General features: G+C 68.4%; 15 protein-coding genes. 8 read left to right on the top strand and 7 right to left on the bottom strand.

Features of this window, described 5'->3' with window-relative positions; translation table 11 throughout:
- Nucleotides 1-50 precede the first annotated feature (50 nt).
- Nucleotides 51-1,640 carry a DUF885 domain-containing protein gene (locus SK803_RS26915; RefSeq protein WP_319968893.1) on the top strand — a complete coding sequence of 530 codons (1,590 nt, stop codon included), beginning with the start codon at nucleotides 51-53 and terminating at the stop codon, nucleotides 1,638-1,640.
- Here SK803_RS26915 and dctA read toward each other — a convergent pair.
- Entirely contained in the window at nucleotides 1,530-2,864 is a 1,335-nt protein-coding gene (gene dctA, locus SK803_RS26910; protein WP_319968892.1) for a C4-dicarboxylate transporter DctA, read from the bottom strand. The genes SK803_RS26915 and dctA overlap by 111 nt on opposite strands.
- 86 nt (nucleotides 2,865-2,950) lie before the next feature.
- Between dctA and SK803_RS26905 the strand changes: the two genes are divergently transcribed.
- Nucleotides 2,951-3,769, top strand: coding sequence for an endo alpha-1,4 polygalactosaminidase (locus SK803_RS26905; protein WP_319968891.1), 819 nt, complete (start codon nucleotides 2,951-2,953; stop codon nucleotides 3,767-3,769).
- Here SK803_RS26905 and SK803_RS26900 read toward each other — a convergent pair.
- Together SK803_RS26900 and SK803_RS26895 are read right to left on the bottom strand one after the other, a co-directional pair.
- Nucleotides 3,745-4,473, bottom strand: coding sequence for an SRPBCC family protein (locus SK803_RS26900; protein ID WP_319968890.1), 729 nt, complete (start codon nucleotides 4,471-4,473; stop codon nucleotides 3,745-3,747). The genes SK803_RS26905 and SK803_RS26900 overlap by 25 nt on opposite strands.
- Nucleotides 4,470-5,069 carry an ArsR/SmtB family transcription factor gene (locus tag SK803_RS26895; protein ID WP_319968889.1) on the bottom strand — a complete coding sequence of 200 codons (600 nt, stop codon included), beginning with the start codon at nucleotides 5,067-5,069 and terminating at the stop codon, nucleotides 4,470-4,472. The genes SK803_RS26900 and SK803_RS26895 overlap by 4 nt, the downstream gene beginning before the upstream one ends.
- Nucleotides 5,070-5,212: 143 nt before the next feature.
- On the opposite strand from SK803_RS26895, the gene SK803_RS26890 reads away from it, so the two are divergent.
- Entirely contained in the window at nucleotides 5,213-5,386 is a 174-nt protein-coding gene (locus tag SK803_RS26890) for a hypothetical protein (RefSeq protein ID WP_319968888.1), read from the top strand.
- On the opposite strand, the gene SK803_RS26885 is transcribed toward SK803_RS26890, so the two are convergent.
- From SK803_RS26885 to SK803_RS26875, 3 genes are all read right to left on the bottom strand, one after another.
- Nucleotides 5,364-6,329 carry a TIGR03617 family F420-dependent LLM class oxidoreductase gene (locus SK803_RS26885; protein WP_319968887.1) on the bottom strand — a complete coding sequence of 322 codons (966 nt, stop codon included), beginning with the start codon at nucleotides 6,327-6,329 and terminating at the stop codon, nucleotides 5,364-5,366. The genes SK803_RS26890 and SK803_RS26885 overlap by 23 nt on opposite strands.
- Nucleotides 6,330-6,342: 13 nt before the next feature.
- Nucleotides 6,343-7,032, bottom strand: a complete 690-nt coding sequence (locus SK803_RS26880; RefSeq protein WP_319968886.1) for an excalibur calcium-binding domain-containing protein — start codon at nucleotides 7,030-7,032, stop codon at nucleotides 6,343-6,345.
- A gap of 118 nt (nucleotides 7,033-7,150) precedes the next feature.
- Nucleotides 7,151-7,603: a DUF4442 domain-containing protein gene (locus tag SK803_RS26875; RefSeq protein ID WP_319968885.1), complete on the bottom strand. Its 453-nt coding sequence runs from the start codon at nucleotides 7,601-7,603 to the stop codon at nucleotides 7,151-7,153.
- A 174-nt stretch (nucleotides 7,604-7,777) separates the two neighbouring features.
- On the opposite strand from SK803_RS26875, the gene SK803_RS26870 reads away from it, so the two are divergent.
- Both SK803_RS26870 and SK803_RS26865 read left to right on the top strand, forming a co-directional pair.
- Nucleotides 7,778-8,299, top strand: coding sequence for a MarR family winged helix-turn-helix transcriptional regulator (locus SK803_RS26870; protein ID WP_319968884.1), 522 nt, complete (start codon nucleotides 7,778-7,780; stop codon nucleotides 8,297-8,299).
- Nucleotides 8,300-8,301: 2 nt separating this feature from the next.
- Nucleotides 8,302-9,942, top strand: a complete 1,641-nt coding sequence (locus SK803_RS26865) for an MDR family MFS transporter (RefSeq protein WP_319968883.1) — start codon at nucleotides 8,302-8,304, stop codon at nucleotides 9,940-9,942.
- 63 nt (nucleotides 9,943-10,005) lie between these two features.
- On the opposite strand, the gene SK803_RS26860 is transcribed toward SK803_RS26865, so the two are convergent.
- Entirely contained in the window at nucleotides 10,006-10,512 is a 507-nt protein-coding gene (locus tag SK803_RS26860) for an inorganic diphosphatase (protein ID WP_167979739.1), read from the bottom strand.
- Nucleotides 10,513-10,635: 123 nt separating this feature from the next.
- Here SK803_RS26860 and dacB point away from each other — a divergent pair, with 123 nt between their 5' ends.
- The 3 genes from dacB to tilS are packed head-to-tail and all read left to right on the top strand — an operon-like array spanning nucleotide 10,636 to nucleotide 14,694.
- Nucleotides 10,636-12,714 carry a D-alanyl-D-alanine carboxypeptidase/D-alanyl-D-alanine endopeptidase gene (gene dacB, locus SK803_RS26855; RefSeq protein ID WP_319968882.1) on the top strand — a complete coding sequence of 693 codons (2,079 nt, stop codon included), beginning with the start codon at nucleotides 10,636-10,638 and terminating at the stop codon, nucleotides 12,712-12,714.
- Between the two features lie 28 nt (nucleotides 12,715-12,742).
- A complete protein-coding gene (locus SK803_RS26850; RefSeq protein WP_319968881.1) occupies nucleotides 12,743-13,786 on the top strand; it encodes a zinc-dependent metalloprotease in 1,044 nt (347 codons plus the stop codon).
- On the top strand, nucleotides 13,783-14,694 hold the full coding sequence (gene tilS / locus SK803_RS26845) for a tRNA lysidine(34) synthetase TilS (protein ID WP_319968880.1): 912 nt from the start codon (nucleotides 13,783-13,785) through the stop codon (nucleotides 14,692-14,694). The genes SK803_RS26850 and tilS overlap by 4 nt, the downstream gene beginning before the upstream one ends.
- Nucleotides 14,695-14,696: the final 2 nt, after the last annotated feature.

Genomic DNA, 14,696 nt, shown 5'->3' with positions numbered 1-14,696 from the left:
CGCGACAACGGGCGGTGATGGCCGCCCAACGGCGTAACTCTGGGGGACGGATGTCTGACGTCAACGCGCTCGCTGATCGGCTTTTCGACACGATTCTCGACCGCTATCCGGTCGACGCCAGCCTGATGGGCTTCGACCTCGACCACGAAAGCCTCGTCGACCACAGCGAGGAAGCCGATCACCGGTACCGGGTGCGGCTGCACGAGATCCGCGCTGCCGCGGAGCGACTCGAGCCGGCGAACCTGTCCGAACGCATCACGGTGGGGATCGTCCTGCACGAGGTGAGCACCCAGTCCGACGAGATCGACGGGCGGCAGATCGAGTCCACCATCAGTGCGAACATTCGCACGACGGTCCCCGGCACGCTGGCCTTCCTGCCGCGGCTGCCCGTCGACACGCCGGAGCGCCAGGCCGGTTACCTGAAGCGGTTGCGCGGGATCGACGGGTTCTTCGCGACGATGATCATGCGTCACCGCAAGGGTTTCGCGGACGGTCGCACGCCGGTGAAGCACCTGGTGGAACAGGCCGTCGCGTTGCTGGACGGGCACCTCGAGAACCTCAGCGCGTTCGACGTCGTCGAAGGCGCGCGCGAGGCGATCGACGAGGTCCTCCGGCCGGCCGTCGAGAACTACCGCGCCTTCCTGCTGGACGAAGCACTGCCGCTCGGCCGCGACACCGAGCATCCCGGCCTGTGCTGGCTGCCCGGCGGCGACGCGGTCTACCGGATGGCGATCCGCACCCACACCACCGAGGACCTCGACCCGGAAGTGCTGCACGCCACCGGGATCAGGCTGATCGAGGACCTCAAGCGGGAGTTCGCGCAGTACGGCGACGACGTGTTCGGGAGCATCCGCAACGATCCGGCTTTCCGGCACAGCAACGCCGAGGAGATGCTCGCCGCCGCGCGCACGGCCGTTGCGAAGGCCGAAGCCGCTGCGCCCCAATGGTTCCGCACGATGCCGGACGACGTCTGCGCGATCAAGGAAGCGCCGCCGGCGGTGCCCGCGCACGTGCCGCCGCACTACTTTCCCGCCTCGGAGGACGGCAGCCGGCCCGGCACGTACTTCGTGAACACCAAGGAACCGCAGAACCGCCTCAAGATCGAGGACGAGGCCACGGCCTACCACGAGGCGGTGCCGGGGCATCACTTCGAGTACTCCAAGGCGGCGCTGCTCAAGGACGTCCCCGTGGTGCGGCGCAAGTCCCCGATCAGCGCGTTCGGCGAGGGCTGGGCGCTGTACTGCGAACGCCTCGCCGACGAGATGGGGCTGTACAGCAGCGACGAGTCGAGGCTCGGCATGCTGACGATGGACGCCATGCGCGCGGGCCGGCTCGTCGTCGACACCGGCTTGCACGCCAAGGGGTGGAGCCGTCAGCAGGCCATCGACTACCTCGTCGAGAACACCCCGATGGGGCTCATGCAGATCGAGTCCGAAGTGGACCGCTACCTCGGTGAACCGGGGCAGGCGCTCGCGTACGTGGTGGGGCGGCTGAAGTTCCAGGAACTGCGCGCGAAGGCAGAGGAAGCGCTAGGGGCGGCGTTCGACATCCGTGACTTCCACGAGGTCGTCCTCGGCCACGGCAGGCTCACGCTCGGCCTGCTGGACCACGTCGTCACCACGTGGATCGCCGAGCGTTGACCGCATCTGCCCGAGGTCGAGCATGCCCTCCCAGCGGGACACGACGAACGTCGCCACGCAGTTGCCCAGCAGGTTCGTGAAGACGCGCATCGAGTCCATGATCCGGTCGGCGCCCAGCAGCAACGCCACCGCCGCGGCCGGGATCGACCCGACCGCGGCGACCGTGGCGGACAACGCCAGGAACGCCGAGCCCGGCACGCCCGCCATGCCCTTCGAGGTCAGCACGAGCACCAGCACGATCGTGAGCTGGTCGCCGAGGTCGAGCGGGATGTTCAAGGCCTGCGCCAGGAACAGGGTCGCCAACGACAGGTAGAGCGAGGCGCCGTCCAGGTTGAACGAGTAGCCGGTCGGCAGCACCAGGCCGACGGAGGTGGGTGCGCAGCCGGCCCGCTGCAGCTTCGCCATCATCCGCGGCAGCACGGCCTCCGAAGACGCCGTGCCGAGCGCGAGCAGGAACTCCTCCTTGGCGTAGCGGATGAACCGCAGGATGTTGACCTGGGCGAACACCCACGCGATCACTCCCAGCAGCGCGCAGAACAGCAGAGCCGCACCGTAGGAGGCCAGGATCAGCCACAGGTACGTGCGCAGCGAGCCCAGCCCGTACTGCCCGACCAGGAACGCCATCGCGCCGAACGCCCCGAGCGGCGCCAGCTTCATCACGTAGCCGAGCACGGTGAAGAACGCCAGGTTGATGCGTTCCAGGAGGTCCACGACAGGGGTCACGCGCTCGCCGAGCTGGGCCAGCGCGCAGCCGAACAACACGGCGAACAGCAGCACCTGAAGCAACGCGTTGCGCGCTAACGCGTCCACCACACTGGAAGGAATGAGGTCCAGCAGGAACTGGACGACGCCGGGGAGGTGGCCGCCCTGCGTCTTCGCCTCGACGGCGGAGGCGTCCAAAGTGGAGGGGTCGACGTTCATCCCCGCACCGGGTCGCACGACGTTGCCGACCAGCAGTCCGAACGCGAGCGCGGCCGTCGAGACCACCTCGAAGTAGATCAGGGCCTTCACCCCGATCCGGCCGACCGAGCGCAGGTCACCGACCTTCGCGATGCCCGTCGCCACCACGCAGAAGATCAGCGGTGCGATCACCATCTTGATCAGCTTGATGAAGCCGTCCCCGATCGGTTTCAGATCCGCGCCGAACGACCGGAAGAAGTGGCCGACCAGCACGCCGGCGGCCACGGCGACGAGGAGCTGCAAGAAGAGCGACCGAGTTTTCACATGCCGGAAGCTAAATCTCATTTGTGAGCGATGGAGTGCCCTGAGTGTTACGCCTGCGCTATCCCACGGGTGACAGACTGCCGCGCATGAAGCCGGCCGCGGCGCTTGCCGCACTGCTCCTGCTCGTTGCTTCCTGCAGCGCGAGCGAACCCGAACTGCCGCCGCTCGAACTGCCACCCAGCGGTGGCAAGTTCGACTACCAGATCGGCGGCGTCTACCAGCCGGACGCGCGGGTCAAGATCGTGGTGCGGGACCGCGGCAAGATTCCCGTCGGCGACCGCTACAACATCTGCTACCTCAACGCCCTGCAGACGCAGCCCGACCCGATGGACGGCAGCCTGACCTGGTGGAAGCAGAATCACGGCGACCTGCTGGTGAAGAAGCCGGACGGTGAACCGGTGATCGACGCCGAGTGGGACGAGGGGATTCTCGACATCTCCACCCCCGACAAGCGCACGAAGATCCTCGACATCCAGAAGAAGTGGATCGAGGGCTGCAAGACGTCGCGGTACCAGGCGATCGAGGCGGACAACCTCGACTCGCACATGCGCGCCGGCGGGGCGTTCGACCTCAACGCCACCAAGGAGTTCATGAAGGCGTTCGTGCGGCACGCGCACGAGAAGGGGCTCGCGGTCGCGCAGAAGAACGGCGGTGAGCTGGGCGATTCGGGCAAGAAGTACATCGGCTTCGACTTCGCCATCACCGAGGACTGCCAGGCCAACGACGAGTGCAGGCCGTACGCCGACGCGTTCGGCGACAACGTCTTCCAGATCGAGTACACCGACGAGGCGTTCCAGAAGTCGTGCTCCGATCGCGGCGGCAAGACCTCAGTCATCCGCCGCGACCGGAACGTGGTGCCGTACGGGCACCCCGACTACGTCTACGAGGCCTGCCCGAGCGCCTGAGTCAGGAACGCCTGCCACTTCTCGGCCTGACCGGTCGCGTCACCGAACACGTGGTGCCCGACGGAGGCGCCGGGGTGGAAGCGGTACATGCCGTCAGCGCCGCGCACGCCGAGGAGCAGGCCCTTGTGCCCGTAGTCGACGACACCGGTGATGCCGAACGGTTCCAGCGTCACCTCGTCGCCGACCTGGAAGTCCTCGGGTACGCCGAGGGCCTTCATCAGAGCCGGCCACACGTCGGTACCCTCCGGCTGCTCGGGAGCCTGCGCGAAGACGTACGTGGCCGGCCGGCCGAAGAAGTACTTGACGTACGAGGCCAACGTGAACAGGTACATGTCCCAGCCGTGCGAGGACTGCTCGAGGTACTCGTCGCCCCAGCCGTCGCCGAGGATGCCGCTGTGCACGAACCGCAGCACCGTGGTGCCCTGATCGCGGCCCTCGATCAGGTACTCCATCGCGTGGACCGTGCCGTCCTCGCCGCTGTCGGACCGGTAGGCGAGGTGCTTGCCGGGCTCCCACGCCGTGATCGTCGAGGACTCCTGGAAGAAGCCCATGTCGAGCGTCATGCGGCCGCCGAGGCGTGGTTCGACGGTGTGCGGGCCCATGAACCACGAGTCGATGCCAGGCCCGGTCGCGATGGCCTCCCAGACCTGCTCAGGGGTCCCCTCGACCTCGACTTCCTTCTTGATCTCGAACTCGCGGGTCACGACTCTTCCTCCTTGGCGGCGTTGACGCTGGGGTGCAGGGCGACGATCACCCGGTGCGGTCGCCCTCCTTCGGCCTGTTCGTCGTGGTACTTGGCGACGAGCCGGGTCACGCACGTGGCGAGCTCCTCGGCGAACGCCGCTCGGTCGGCAGCCGTGGCGAACCTGACCTCGCCGTCCAGCGCGAAGGTCGCGAGGCGCTTCTTCGCCCTGGTCGCGCCCGTGATCAAAGTGCCGACGTCGCGCACCAGCCTGGCCGAGACCGCCAGCAGCCACCGCGCGGACAACCGATCGGGGGAACGCGCCGGGTCCGGCTGCACGGCCGCGAGCGCCGTGGGAGAGATGACGTAGGACGCCGCCGTCGCCTGCAGCAGGCGCTCGTTGACGTTGCCCTTGCGCCGTTCCTCGACCAGCTCCACCAGGCCGTGCTGCTCCAGCGTGCGCAGGTGGTAGTTCACCTTCTGCCTGGGCAGGCCGACCCGTGCGGCGAGCATCGTCGCCGATCCGGGCTCGGCGAGCTCCGCGAGCAGACGTGCCCGCACTGGGTCCAGCGACACCTCGGCCGCTGCCGGATCCTCGATCACCGCCACTTCGAACATGGCTCCACCGTCGCACCGAAAACAAAATTAGTCAAGAACTGAGTTGCTGTCGGTGACTTTGCTCCACCTGGGTGGAGTTGGACCCGGTACCGTAAGCGATGTCTCGATTGGTCGTTGCACGTTCGCAACCCCTGAGGAGACAGATGCTGATGATGCTGGCCCTGACCCTGCTGGCTTTGCCGTTCGCTCTGACCGCCGCCAACGTCGGCAGACGCAGGTGGATACGCAAGAGGGGTGTCGCCAGAGTGCGCGCCGAGCTCGACGCTTTCCACGCCGAGCTGGCTCGTCAGGGTCTCAGTCACTTCTCCGGGCGCTGACCACGTCCTTCGACGGCGAGATGCGGGTGACCACGTCGCCGTACCGTTCGTCGAAACCCGCGTTGATCTCCGCGGGCGATCCGACGACGGCGAACGTGTGCAGCACGTCGTCGTTGATCAACTCGCTCATCTCCGCCCACTGCTGCCGCCGGGACATCCGGTGCAGTTCCTCGTGCAGCGAGCCCCAGCCGTGCAGGTCGAGCACCGGCTTGTACGCGGGCGTCGACCCGTAGAACGCGATCTGCCGCTTGACGTCGGCGATCTCCTCGTCCGTCGTGGCGGCGAACACCGGGCCGCTGACGTCGAAGCCCTCCAACGTCTTTCCCACCTTGGCCCGGCCGCGTTCCAGGGCGGGCAGCGTCACCTCGCGCAGGTACCGCTCGGTCGTGAAGTTGTGGCACAGGAAGCCGTCCGCGACCTCGCCGGCCACCTCGGTCATCAGCCCGCCGACGCCAGCGAGGTAGATCGGCGCGGTGCCGTGCGGGTTCGGTCCGGGGTCGAAGAACGGCGTCATCAGCGTGTGCTTGTAGAACTCGCCGCGGAACGCCAGCCGCTCGCCCGTCTCCCACGCGTGCCAGATGGCGCGGACGGCCAGCACGAACTCGCGCATCCGGGCGGCGGGTTTGCTCCACGGCATGGAGAAGCGCTTGGTGATGTGCGCTTCGACCTGCGAACCCAGTCCGAGGTTGAACCGGCCCGCGGACAGCAGCCGCAGGTCGTTCGCCGTGGTCGCGACGGTCATCGGGTTGCGCGCGAACGCCACCGCGATCGCCGTGCCGAGCTCGATCCGCTCGGTCGCCGCGGCGGCACCGCTCAGCGCGAGGAACGGGTCGTGCTTGGTCTCGGCGAGCCAGAACCCGTCGTAGCCCTGGTCCTCCGCGCTCTTCGCGAGGCCCCCGACGGTGCCGGGGGCGTAATCGACGGCGCTGCTGTCCAGCTTCATGCCGGAGAGGGTATTAGCGGTACCGGGACTCGCAGGCGATGCCGTTGCGGTTCTCGTCCAGTTCGATGCGGTAGCCCGGCTGACCCCAGTAGAGCGGTGCCGCGCCGGCTCGCCGCGCGTCCTCGCAGGTCGCGTAGAAGACGGGCTGCTGCGTGGGCTTCGTCGTCGTGGTCGGTTTCGGCTTCGTCGTCGTGGTGACCGGAGGTGGCGGAGGCGGGGGAGTGGGCGTCTCGGTGACGTCCTTGCCGCCGCACGGCGTGCCCCAGAGCCCCATCGGCACGCGCTGAGCTGCTCCTTCGGCTTCGCGCTGCGCCGCCGTCGGAGTGCCGGCGGTGCGCCCGGCGCCGTTGCCCAGCGCGAGCAACGCGTAGTCCGTGCCGTCCGCGAGGCTGAGCGCGCCGGTGGTCCGGTCGTAGCGCACCTGCTGGTTGAGCAGCATGGCCTTGGCGAACGCGGCAGAGGCCTCAGCCCAGCACGGTCCCGGCTGGGCGAGGCCTGTGACCTCGGCTTTCGAGCCGTCGGACAGCATCACGGCGCGGCCGTCCACGATCGACGTCACGCTGATGCCCAGCTGCGCCGGCGGGACCGACGCGGACGTCGTCACCGGCACGTCCTCGGCCGGTTTCTCCACGGCGACAGGAGTCGACTGGCGTACCTGCGCGGTGCAACCCGCGGTGAGCACCACCAGCAGTACTCCGCCCACAGTTCTCCACCCCGACATGACACCGGATACTGCTACCTGGGCGGACGGCCGCCAAGGTTACGTATTTGGTGCGGTTCGGTTCACGGGTAGTCCGAACTGAAATACGGAGATGCCCAGTTCAGCGAGCGGGCTTCAACGTCCAGACGACGACCATCTCGCCGGTGGTCACGCCCTCGGCGTTGGTGATCGTGACCGCCACCGGGAATTCGGGGCGCGCACCGGACTCCAGTTCGGCCAGGATCTCGTCGGTGGAACGGCCCAGCACGGCTTCCGCGCGCAGCACGCCCATCGCGATCTTCTTGTAGGCGATCTCCGCACGGACGGCGAGTGGCGTGGCCTTGCCGAGGTGCGCGGCGAACGCGGCCATCACGACGGCGCCGGACGCGGACTCGCCGAGGCCGAACATCATCGCGGCGTGCGGCCCGCCGATGTGGTTGTGCAGCGTCGGGTCGTCCGGCAGTGACGCGACGATGCGGCTGGCGGAGACCTCCTCGAACTCGATGCCGGTGGTCTTCACGTACGGCACGGCCTGCTTCATGGCATCGGCGATGGACGACACGTCTTGGCTCATGGGACGGATGCTACCGGTGAGTAACCCACACTGCTACCCGCCGGTAACAACTACTCGGCGCGCTTGTACAGCTCCACTGTGGAGTGAGACTCGGAACTCACTTGCGTTCTGGTGGACCCGGATGGATGCTTGTACTGAGCAACTAGTTGGGTGATACAAGCAACGAGGTGTCAGATGGTCGACCCGGGCAGGTGCTTCGGCACCGGCATCGATCCCGAGCACGAGCTCGCCGATCGTGTCGGCATGGCGATGGTGCGCATGAACAAGATGCACGCCCAGGTCGCACACCAGATGGCCAAGCAGGGCATGGACAAGTCCGCCTTCGTGCTCCTCGCGACGCTCTCCGGTCTCGGTGAGTGCCGCTCGAGTGCGCTTGCGGAGGCGGTGCTCTCCGACCCGTCCACGGTCAGCAGGCAGGTAGCCGGGCTGGTGAAGGACGGGCTCGTCGAGAGGCGTGCTGATCCGGCGGACGGCCGGGCCAGCGTTCTCGCGGTCACCGAAGCGGGCCGCGAGCTGATCTTCAAACGACGCCGGCAGCGCAACGAGGCGATCGAGCAGGTGTTCGCGGACTGGCCCGACGAGGACTTCAAAGGCTTCGCGGACCTGTTCGAACGCTTCGTCCAGGACTACGAGCGCACGATCCCGGCGATTTTGACCGAACGCGGGACGGGGACCCGCGCAGGAGGGGAAGACTAGAAATGTCATCAACGACCGAGGCGACACCCACACCAGGGGCCTCCCTGACACATCGTCAGATCATGACGATCCTGTCCGGCCTGCTGCTGGGCATGTTCCTCGCGGCGCTGGACCAGATGATCGTCGCCAGCGCCATGAAGACCATCGCGGACCAGCTGCACGGCCAGACGCTGCAGGCGTGGGCGACGACCGCCTACCTGATCACCGCGACCATCACGACGCCGCTGTACGGCAAGCTGTCCGACATCTACGGCCGCAAGCCGATGTACCTCGCGGCGATCTCGCTGTTCCTGGCCGGCTCGCTGCTCTCGGGCATCGCGACGTCGATGTACGAGCTGGCCGCGTTCCGCGCGGTGCAGGGCCTGGGCGCCGGTGGTCTGATGTCGCTCGCGTTCGCGATCATGGCCGACATCATCTCGCCGCGTGAGCGCAGCAAGTACTCCGCCTACTTCATGGCCGTGTTCGGTTCGGCCAGCGTGCTCGGACCGGTCATCGGCGGTGTGTTCGCGGGCCTGACCTCGTTCCTCGGTGTCACCGGCTGGCGCTGGGTGTTCCTGGTGAACGTGCCGATCGCGCTGCTCGCGCTGTTCGTCGTCGCCCGCGTGCTGAACATCCCGCACAAGCGGGTCGACCACCGCATCGACTACCTGGGCGCGCTGACGCTGACCGTCGGCCTGGTGCCGCTGCTGATCGTGGCCGAGCAGGGCCGTGAGTGGGGCTGGGCGTCCGGTACGTCGATCGCCATGTACGTGATCGGTGTGCTCGGCCTGATCGCCTTCGTCTTCACCGAGCACCGCATGGGTGACGAGGCGCTGCTGCCGATCAGGTTGTTCCGCGGTCACACGTTCGCGCTGGGCAACGCCATCAACTTCGTGCTCGGCATCGGCATGTTCGGCGGCATGGTCTCCATCCCGCTGTACCTGCAGATCGTGAAGGGCGTCTCGCCGACGACCGCCGGTCTGATGCTGCTGCCGATGACGTTCGGCATCATCTCGGCGACGGCGATCAGCGGTCGCATCACCGCGCAGACCGGGCGCTACAAGATCTTCCCGATCATCGGCGCCGGGCTGATGTCGATCGCGCTGCTGTTGTTCAGCACCATCGGCACCGACACGCCGAACTGGCTGGTCATGATCTACATGTTCGTCATGGGCGCCGGCCTTGGCCAGTGCATGCAGACGCTGCTGCTGGCGATCCAGAACGACGCCGAGCCGCGGGACATGGGTGTGGCGACCGCCTCGGCGACGTTCTTCCGTCAGATCGGTGGCACGGTCGGTACCGCGGTGTTCCTGTCGATCCTGTTCAGCACGGTCGGCGACAAGATCGCCGAGGGCCTCAAGTCCGCCATGCAGACCGACGCGTTCCGGACGGCGCTGAGCCAGAACCCGGAGTTCGCCAAGCAGCTGCAGAGCGGTGGCGGGTCCGGTGTGGACATCAACAACACCGAGTTCCTCAACCACCTCGACCCGGTGCTGGCGCGTCCGTTCCTGGACGGCTTCTCCGGCGCGATCGACACGGTCTTCATGACCGGCGGGATCGTGATGGTGGCGGCGTTCGTCCTCGTGTGGTTCCTGCGCGAGAGGCCGCTGTCGACCAGGTCGGGTCTGGAGCGGGTCGCGGACGCGGAGTCGATCGCGGTCTAGTCCGAGGCGTCAGAGCACGAAAAAGGGCCGTCCTCCTCGCGGGGACGGCCCTTTCGCGTTGGTTCAGTGCAGCGTTTCGCCGCGCGCCTCAGCGTCCTTGAGACGCTGGTAGGAGCGGTGGATCTCAGCCTCGGCCTCGGTGCGGCCGACCCAGGTCGCGCCCTCGACGCTCTTGCCGGGCTCGAGGTCCTTGTAGACCTCGAAGAAGTGCTGGATCTCCAGGCGGTCGAACTCCGCCAGGTGGTGGATGTCGCGCAGGTGCTCGTGCCGCGGGTCGTAGGCAGGGACGCACAGAACCTTGTCGTCGCCGCCCTTCTCGTCGGTCATGCGGAACATGCCGATGGCACGCGCCGCGATCAGGCAGCCGGGGAACGTCGGCTCCTGGACGAGGACGAGGGCGTCCAACGGGTCGCCGTCCTCACCCAGGGTGTTCTCGATGAACCCGTAGTCGGCGGGGTACTGCGTCGACGTGAACAACGTGCGGTCGAGGCGGATGCGGCCACTCTTGTGGTCCACCTCGTACTTGTTGCGCACGCCCTTGGGGATCTCGATCAGGACGTCGAACTCCACTGGTCCTCGCTCATGTAGCCCATTCGTGACGCCACTAGTGTGGACCACGACGCCCTGTCAACCCTCATCGGAGCGGCGGCTGGAGGGTGTGAGATTGCCCGTACCGAGCTGACGGAGGCTCTCTTGCCGGACGACCCCCAGTGGCCGACCGAGGACGACGACGCCGGTGCGGACTCGGCGCCCGGTGAAGCGACGTTGCAGGTCAGCCGCCCGTCCGTTGACCAGCCGACGATGAGGTTCCCGCTCGCCGCGGTGCTCAAGCCACCGTCCATTCAGGAGCCGCTGCGCTCCTCACCTGTTCGTTCCGCTCCGAACGGTCTGGGATCCGGCTCAAGTGGCCCCGGTGGACCTTCTGCTGGTTCCGGCGGCCCGGGCGGCCCCTGGGGCGGATCAGCCGGTGGGAAGTCTCACGGGGCGATTGGTCCAGACGGTGGCGAACCTCGGGCGGTCCCGGTGCGGATCGAGCCGAAGAGCGAGCAGAAGACGACGGAGCTGTCGGTCCCGAACGCCAAGACCGCGCGGGTCGACCAGCTGCCGCACTCGGAGCCGTCGTGGTTCGACCAGCAGGGCAGAGGTGAGCAGGCACAGCGCCAGCAGACACCAGCACCGCAGCCTCAACGTCCGGAACAGCAGCGTCCGGAGCGCACCGAGATGCTGCGGGTCGACCAGCTCCAGCGCCAGCACCCCTCCCAGTCGCAGCAGCCCCAGCGTCCGGAGCCGCGGCCGGAACCACGTCCTGAACCACCGCGAGCCGAGCAGCCGAAGCGCCAGGAGCCCGCGGAACTCCCCGTCACCGGTTACGACGAGGAGCCGGAGGACCGGCTCACCACCGAGGAACCCAAGAAGGGCCGCAAGGCTCTCTTCGCGGTCATCGCCCTGCTGGTCGTCGTGGCCCTCGGCGGCGCCACCGTCTACGCGGTGAAGGAGTTCGGCGGCACCAAGGCGATCGTGACCTTGCCCCCGGCCGCACCCGCGAACGTCCAGCCGCTGGTCAAGGCCGTCACCGCGGGCGCACCGGCACCGTCACCCGCCGGCGTGGCGCAGGCCCTCACCGGTCCGGCGGCCAGCAGCGCCCTCGGCACGGTGACCGGCAGCGTCATCGACCCCGCGAACGGCACCGCGCTGTGGCAGCAGGGCGACACCACGCTCGCTACCCCGGCGTCGAGTCTCAAGATCCTCACGGCGGCCGCGGCGCTGCTCAGCCTCGAGAAGACAGACCAGCTGAGCACCAAGGTCGTCCAGGGCGCGGAGCCCGGCAGCGTGGTGATCGTCGGCGGCGGCGACCCGACGATCTCGGGCGTGTCCGGCAAGTCCGTCTACCCCGGCGCGGCGACGCTCGACGAGCTGGTCAACCAGGTGAAGCAGAAGGGCGCGGTCACCAAGGTCCAGTTCGACCTGACCCGCTACACCGGCGAGGCGCTCGGGCCGCAGTGGGAGCAGGCGGACATCGGCGGCGGTTCGGTCGCGCCGATCGTGCCGTTCATGCTCGACGGCGGACGGGTCGACCAGTCGAACGTCAACGGCGCGCGCACCGCCAGCCCGGCGCAGGCGGCCGCGGACGCGTTCGCGCAGCGGATCGGCGCTCCCGGCGCCACCGCGGGTGCGGCCCCGCCGAACGCGCAGGTGCTCGGCGAGATCAAGTCGGCGCCGATCGAGCAGCTCGTCGACAACATGATGCAGATCTCCGACAACGTCCTCACCGAGGCGATCGCCCGCGAGATCGCGATCAAGACGGGCAACGAGCCGTCGTTCACGGGCGGGGTCAAGGCCGTGCGGGACGTGCTGACCAAGAACGGGTTCGACCTCACCACCGCGAACTTCGTGGACGGCAGTGGACTGTCGGCGACGAACAAGATCCCGGCCAAGCTGCTCACCGACGTGCTCTCGGTGGCGGCCAAGCCCACGCTCGACGACCCGCGCACGGCGAAGCTGCGGCCGTTGCTGACGGCACTGCCGGTGGCGGGCGGCAGCGGCACGCTGGCCGAGCGCTACGTCGGGACCGCGGCGAGCGGCAGGGGCTGGGTGCGGGCCAAGACCGGCACGCTCACCGGGGTCAACGCGCTCGCGGGCGTGGTCGTCGACGTGGACGGGCGAGTGCTCGTGTTCGCGTTCATGTCGGCCAGCAACCGCGACGCCGCGAAGGAGGTGCGACCCGCGCTGGACGTGATGGCCGCTGCGTTGCGGGGTTGTGGCTGTTCGTAGCGGGGCGTGCGCAGGTAGCGTCGGAAGCGTGAACGGCGCTTCGGAGGCAGAGCTCGGGCCGGTGGACTGGGAGCTGGCGGTTTCGACCGCCACGCGGCTCGTACGACCAGGCCCGGTGATCGGGAAGGACGAGGCCGACCACGTCGTCGGGAGGCTTCGCGAGCTCGCGCCGCAGTCGGAGGTACACGTCCGCGAGCTGACCGGCCTCGGTCAGGGGCTGCCGCTGCTGCCGGGTGAGGTCGTGGACCGCCCGGCGTGGGTCGCGGCCGCCGCCCAGGGCCTGGCCGCGCTGACCGCGCCCGCCATGCCGCGCCAGACCGGTGCGATGGCGAGCATTCTCGCGAGCACGGCCGGTGTGCAGGCCGGCGTCGTGATGGCGTTCCTGTCGTCGCGGGTGCTCGGCCAGTACGACCCGTTCAGCCCGAACGAGCAGCTCGCCGGCCGTCTGCTGCTGGTGGCGCCGAACATCGTTGGCGCGCAACAGGCTCTGGACGTTCCGGCGGACGACTTCCGGATGTGGGTGTGCCTGCACGAGTGCACGCACCGCCTGCAGTTCACCGGCGTGCCGTGGCTGCGCCAGTACTTCTCCGACCAGGTCACCACGCTTCTCTCCACAATGGACGAGGAACGCGCACCGCTGCCGGAGGTCATCCGCGACTTCCGGCACAAGCTGCGCGCCGGTGACGGCCCGATCGGCCTGATCGAGCTGATCCAGTCGCCGCAGCAGAAAGCCGTGCTGGACCGGTTGATCGCACTGTCCACTTTGCTCGAGGGCCACGCGGACCACGTGATGGACGCCGTCGGCCCGACCGTCGTGCCGTCCGTGTCGACGATCCGCACCCGCTTCAGCGCGCGCCGCAAGGGCGGCGGCCTGCTCGACCGGATCCTGCGCACGGCACTCGGCGTGGAGGCGAAGGTGCGCCAGTACGAAGAGGGCGCGCAGTTCACCGAGTACGTCGTCGAACGCGTCGGGATGGACGGCTTCAACGCGATCTGGACGTCCGCGGACACCCTGCCGACCCGCGCGGAGATCACCGAGCCGATGACCTGGCTGCGCCGCGTGTCGCCGTGAACGGACCGGTCGCCGAGATCAGGACGGCGGTCCGCAGGTTCCTCGACTCGGTGTCGCCTGACGCGGTGACCGTCGCGGTCTCCGGCGGCGCCGACTCGCTCGCGCTGGCCTGCTGCGTGGGTCAGCTGCTGCCCGGCGCGGCCGCGGTGGTCGTCGACCACCAGCTCCAGCCGGGTTCAGCTGATGTGGCCGCGCGCGCGGCTCAGCAGTGCGCGGAGTTCGGTCTGGTGTCGCGTGTGGAGACCGTCGAGGTGTCCGGGGGTGGCGGCCCGGAGGCGGCGGCCCGCAAGGCCCGGTACGCGGCACTGAGGCCTGCTTCCGGCGTCGTGCTGCTCGGCCACACCCTCGACGACCAGGCGGAGACCGTGCTGCTCGGCCTGGGCCGCGGCTCCGGTCCGCGCTCGATCGCCGGCATGCGTTCCTACGACCCGCCGTGGGGACGCCCGCTGCTCGGCGTGTCGCGCGCGGCCACCCGTGCTTTCTGTGCCGAGCAAGGCATCGACGTGTGGGAGGACCCGCACAACTCGGACCCGTCGTTCACGCGCGTGCGGCTGCGTTCCGAAGTTCTGCCGTTGCTGGAGGACGTGCTGCAAGGCGGCGTCTCGTCGTCGTTGGCCCGCACGGCCTCCCAGCTGCGCGAGGACTGTGACGCACTCGACTCCCTCGCTGCCGCGTTCGCCGGCGACTGCTGTGCCGTCGACGACATCAGCGAGTTGCCCGTCGCACTGCGACGCAGAGTGGTCAGGTCATGGCTCATCGATGAAGGTGTGCCGGAACTGTCCGATTCGCATCTACGTCGTGTTGACGCACTGGTGAGTGAATGGCGCGGTCAGGGCGGTGTCTGGCTACCTGGCGGCTTTGTCGTGCGGCGCGCGCATGGCAGGCTCGTTGTGGAACAACAGTCTTAAGC

Origin of the sequence: Lentzea miocenica (genome assembly GCF_033949945.1) — a bacterium.
Taxonomy (GTDB): Bacteria; Actinomycetota; Actinomycetes; order Mycobacteriales; family Pseudonocardiaceae; genus Lentzea; species Lentzea miocenica.
Note: the sequence above shows the minus strand (reverse complement) of the source record. Positions and strands in the feature narration are given on the sequence as shown.

Excerpts from the sequence above, each read along its gene's own strand:
- SK803_RS26895 (WP_319968889.1), bottom strand. The coding sequence starts at position 5,069 with ATGTTCGAAGTGGCGGTGATCGAGGATCCGGCAGCGGCCGAGGTGTCG.
- SK803_RS26905 (WP_319968891.1), top strand. The coding sequence starts at position 2,951 with ATGAAGCCGGCCGCGGCGCTTGCCGCACTGCTCCTGCTCGTTGCTTCC.
- SK803_RS26890 (WP_319968888.1), top strand. The coding sequence starts at position 5,213 with ATGCTGATGATGCTGGCCCTGACCCTGCTGGCTTTGCCGTTCGCTCTG.
- SK803_RS26915 (WP_319968893.1), top strand. The coding sequence starts at position 51 with ATGTCTGACGTCAACGCGCTCGCTGATCGGCTTTTCGACACGATTCTC.
- SK803_RS26865 (WP_319968883.1), top strand. The coding sequence starts at position 8,302 with ATGTCATCAACGACCGAGGCGACACCCACACCAGGGGCCTCCCTGACA.
- SK803_RS26870 (WP_319968884.1), top strand. The coding sequence starts at position 7,778 with ATGGTCGACCCGGGCAGGTGCTTCGGCACCGGCATCGATCCCGAGCAC.
- SK803_RS26885 (WP_319968887.1), bottom strand. The coding sequence starts at position 6,329 with ATGAAGCTGGACAGCAGCGCCGTCGATTACGCCCCCGGCACCGTCGGG.
- SK803_RS26875 (WP_319968885.1), bottom strand. The coding sequence starts at position 7,603 with ATGAGCCAAGACGTGTCGTCCATCGCCGATGCCATGAAGCAGGCCGTG.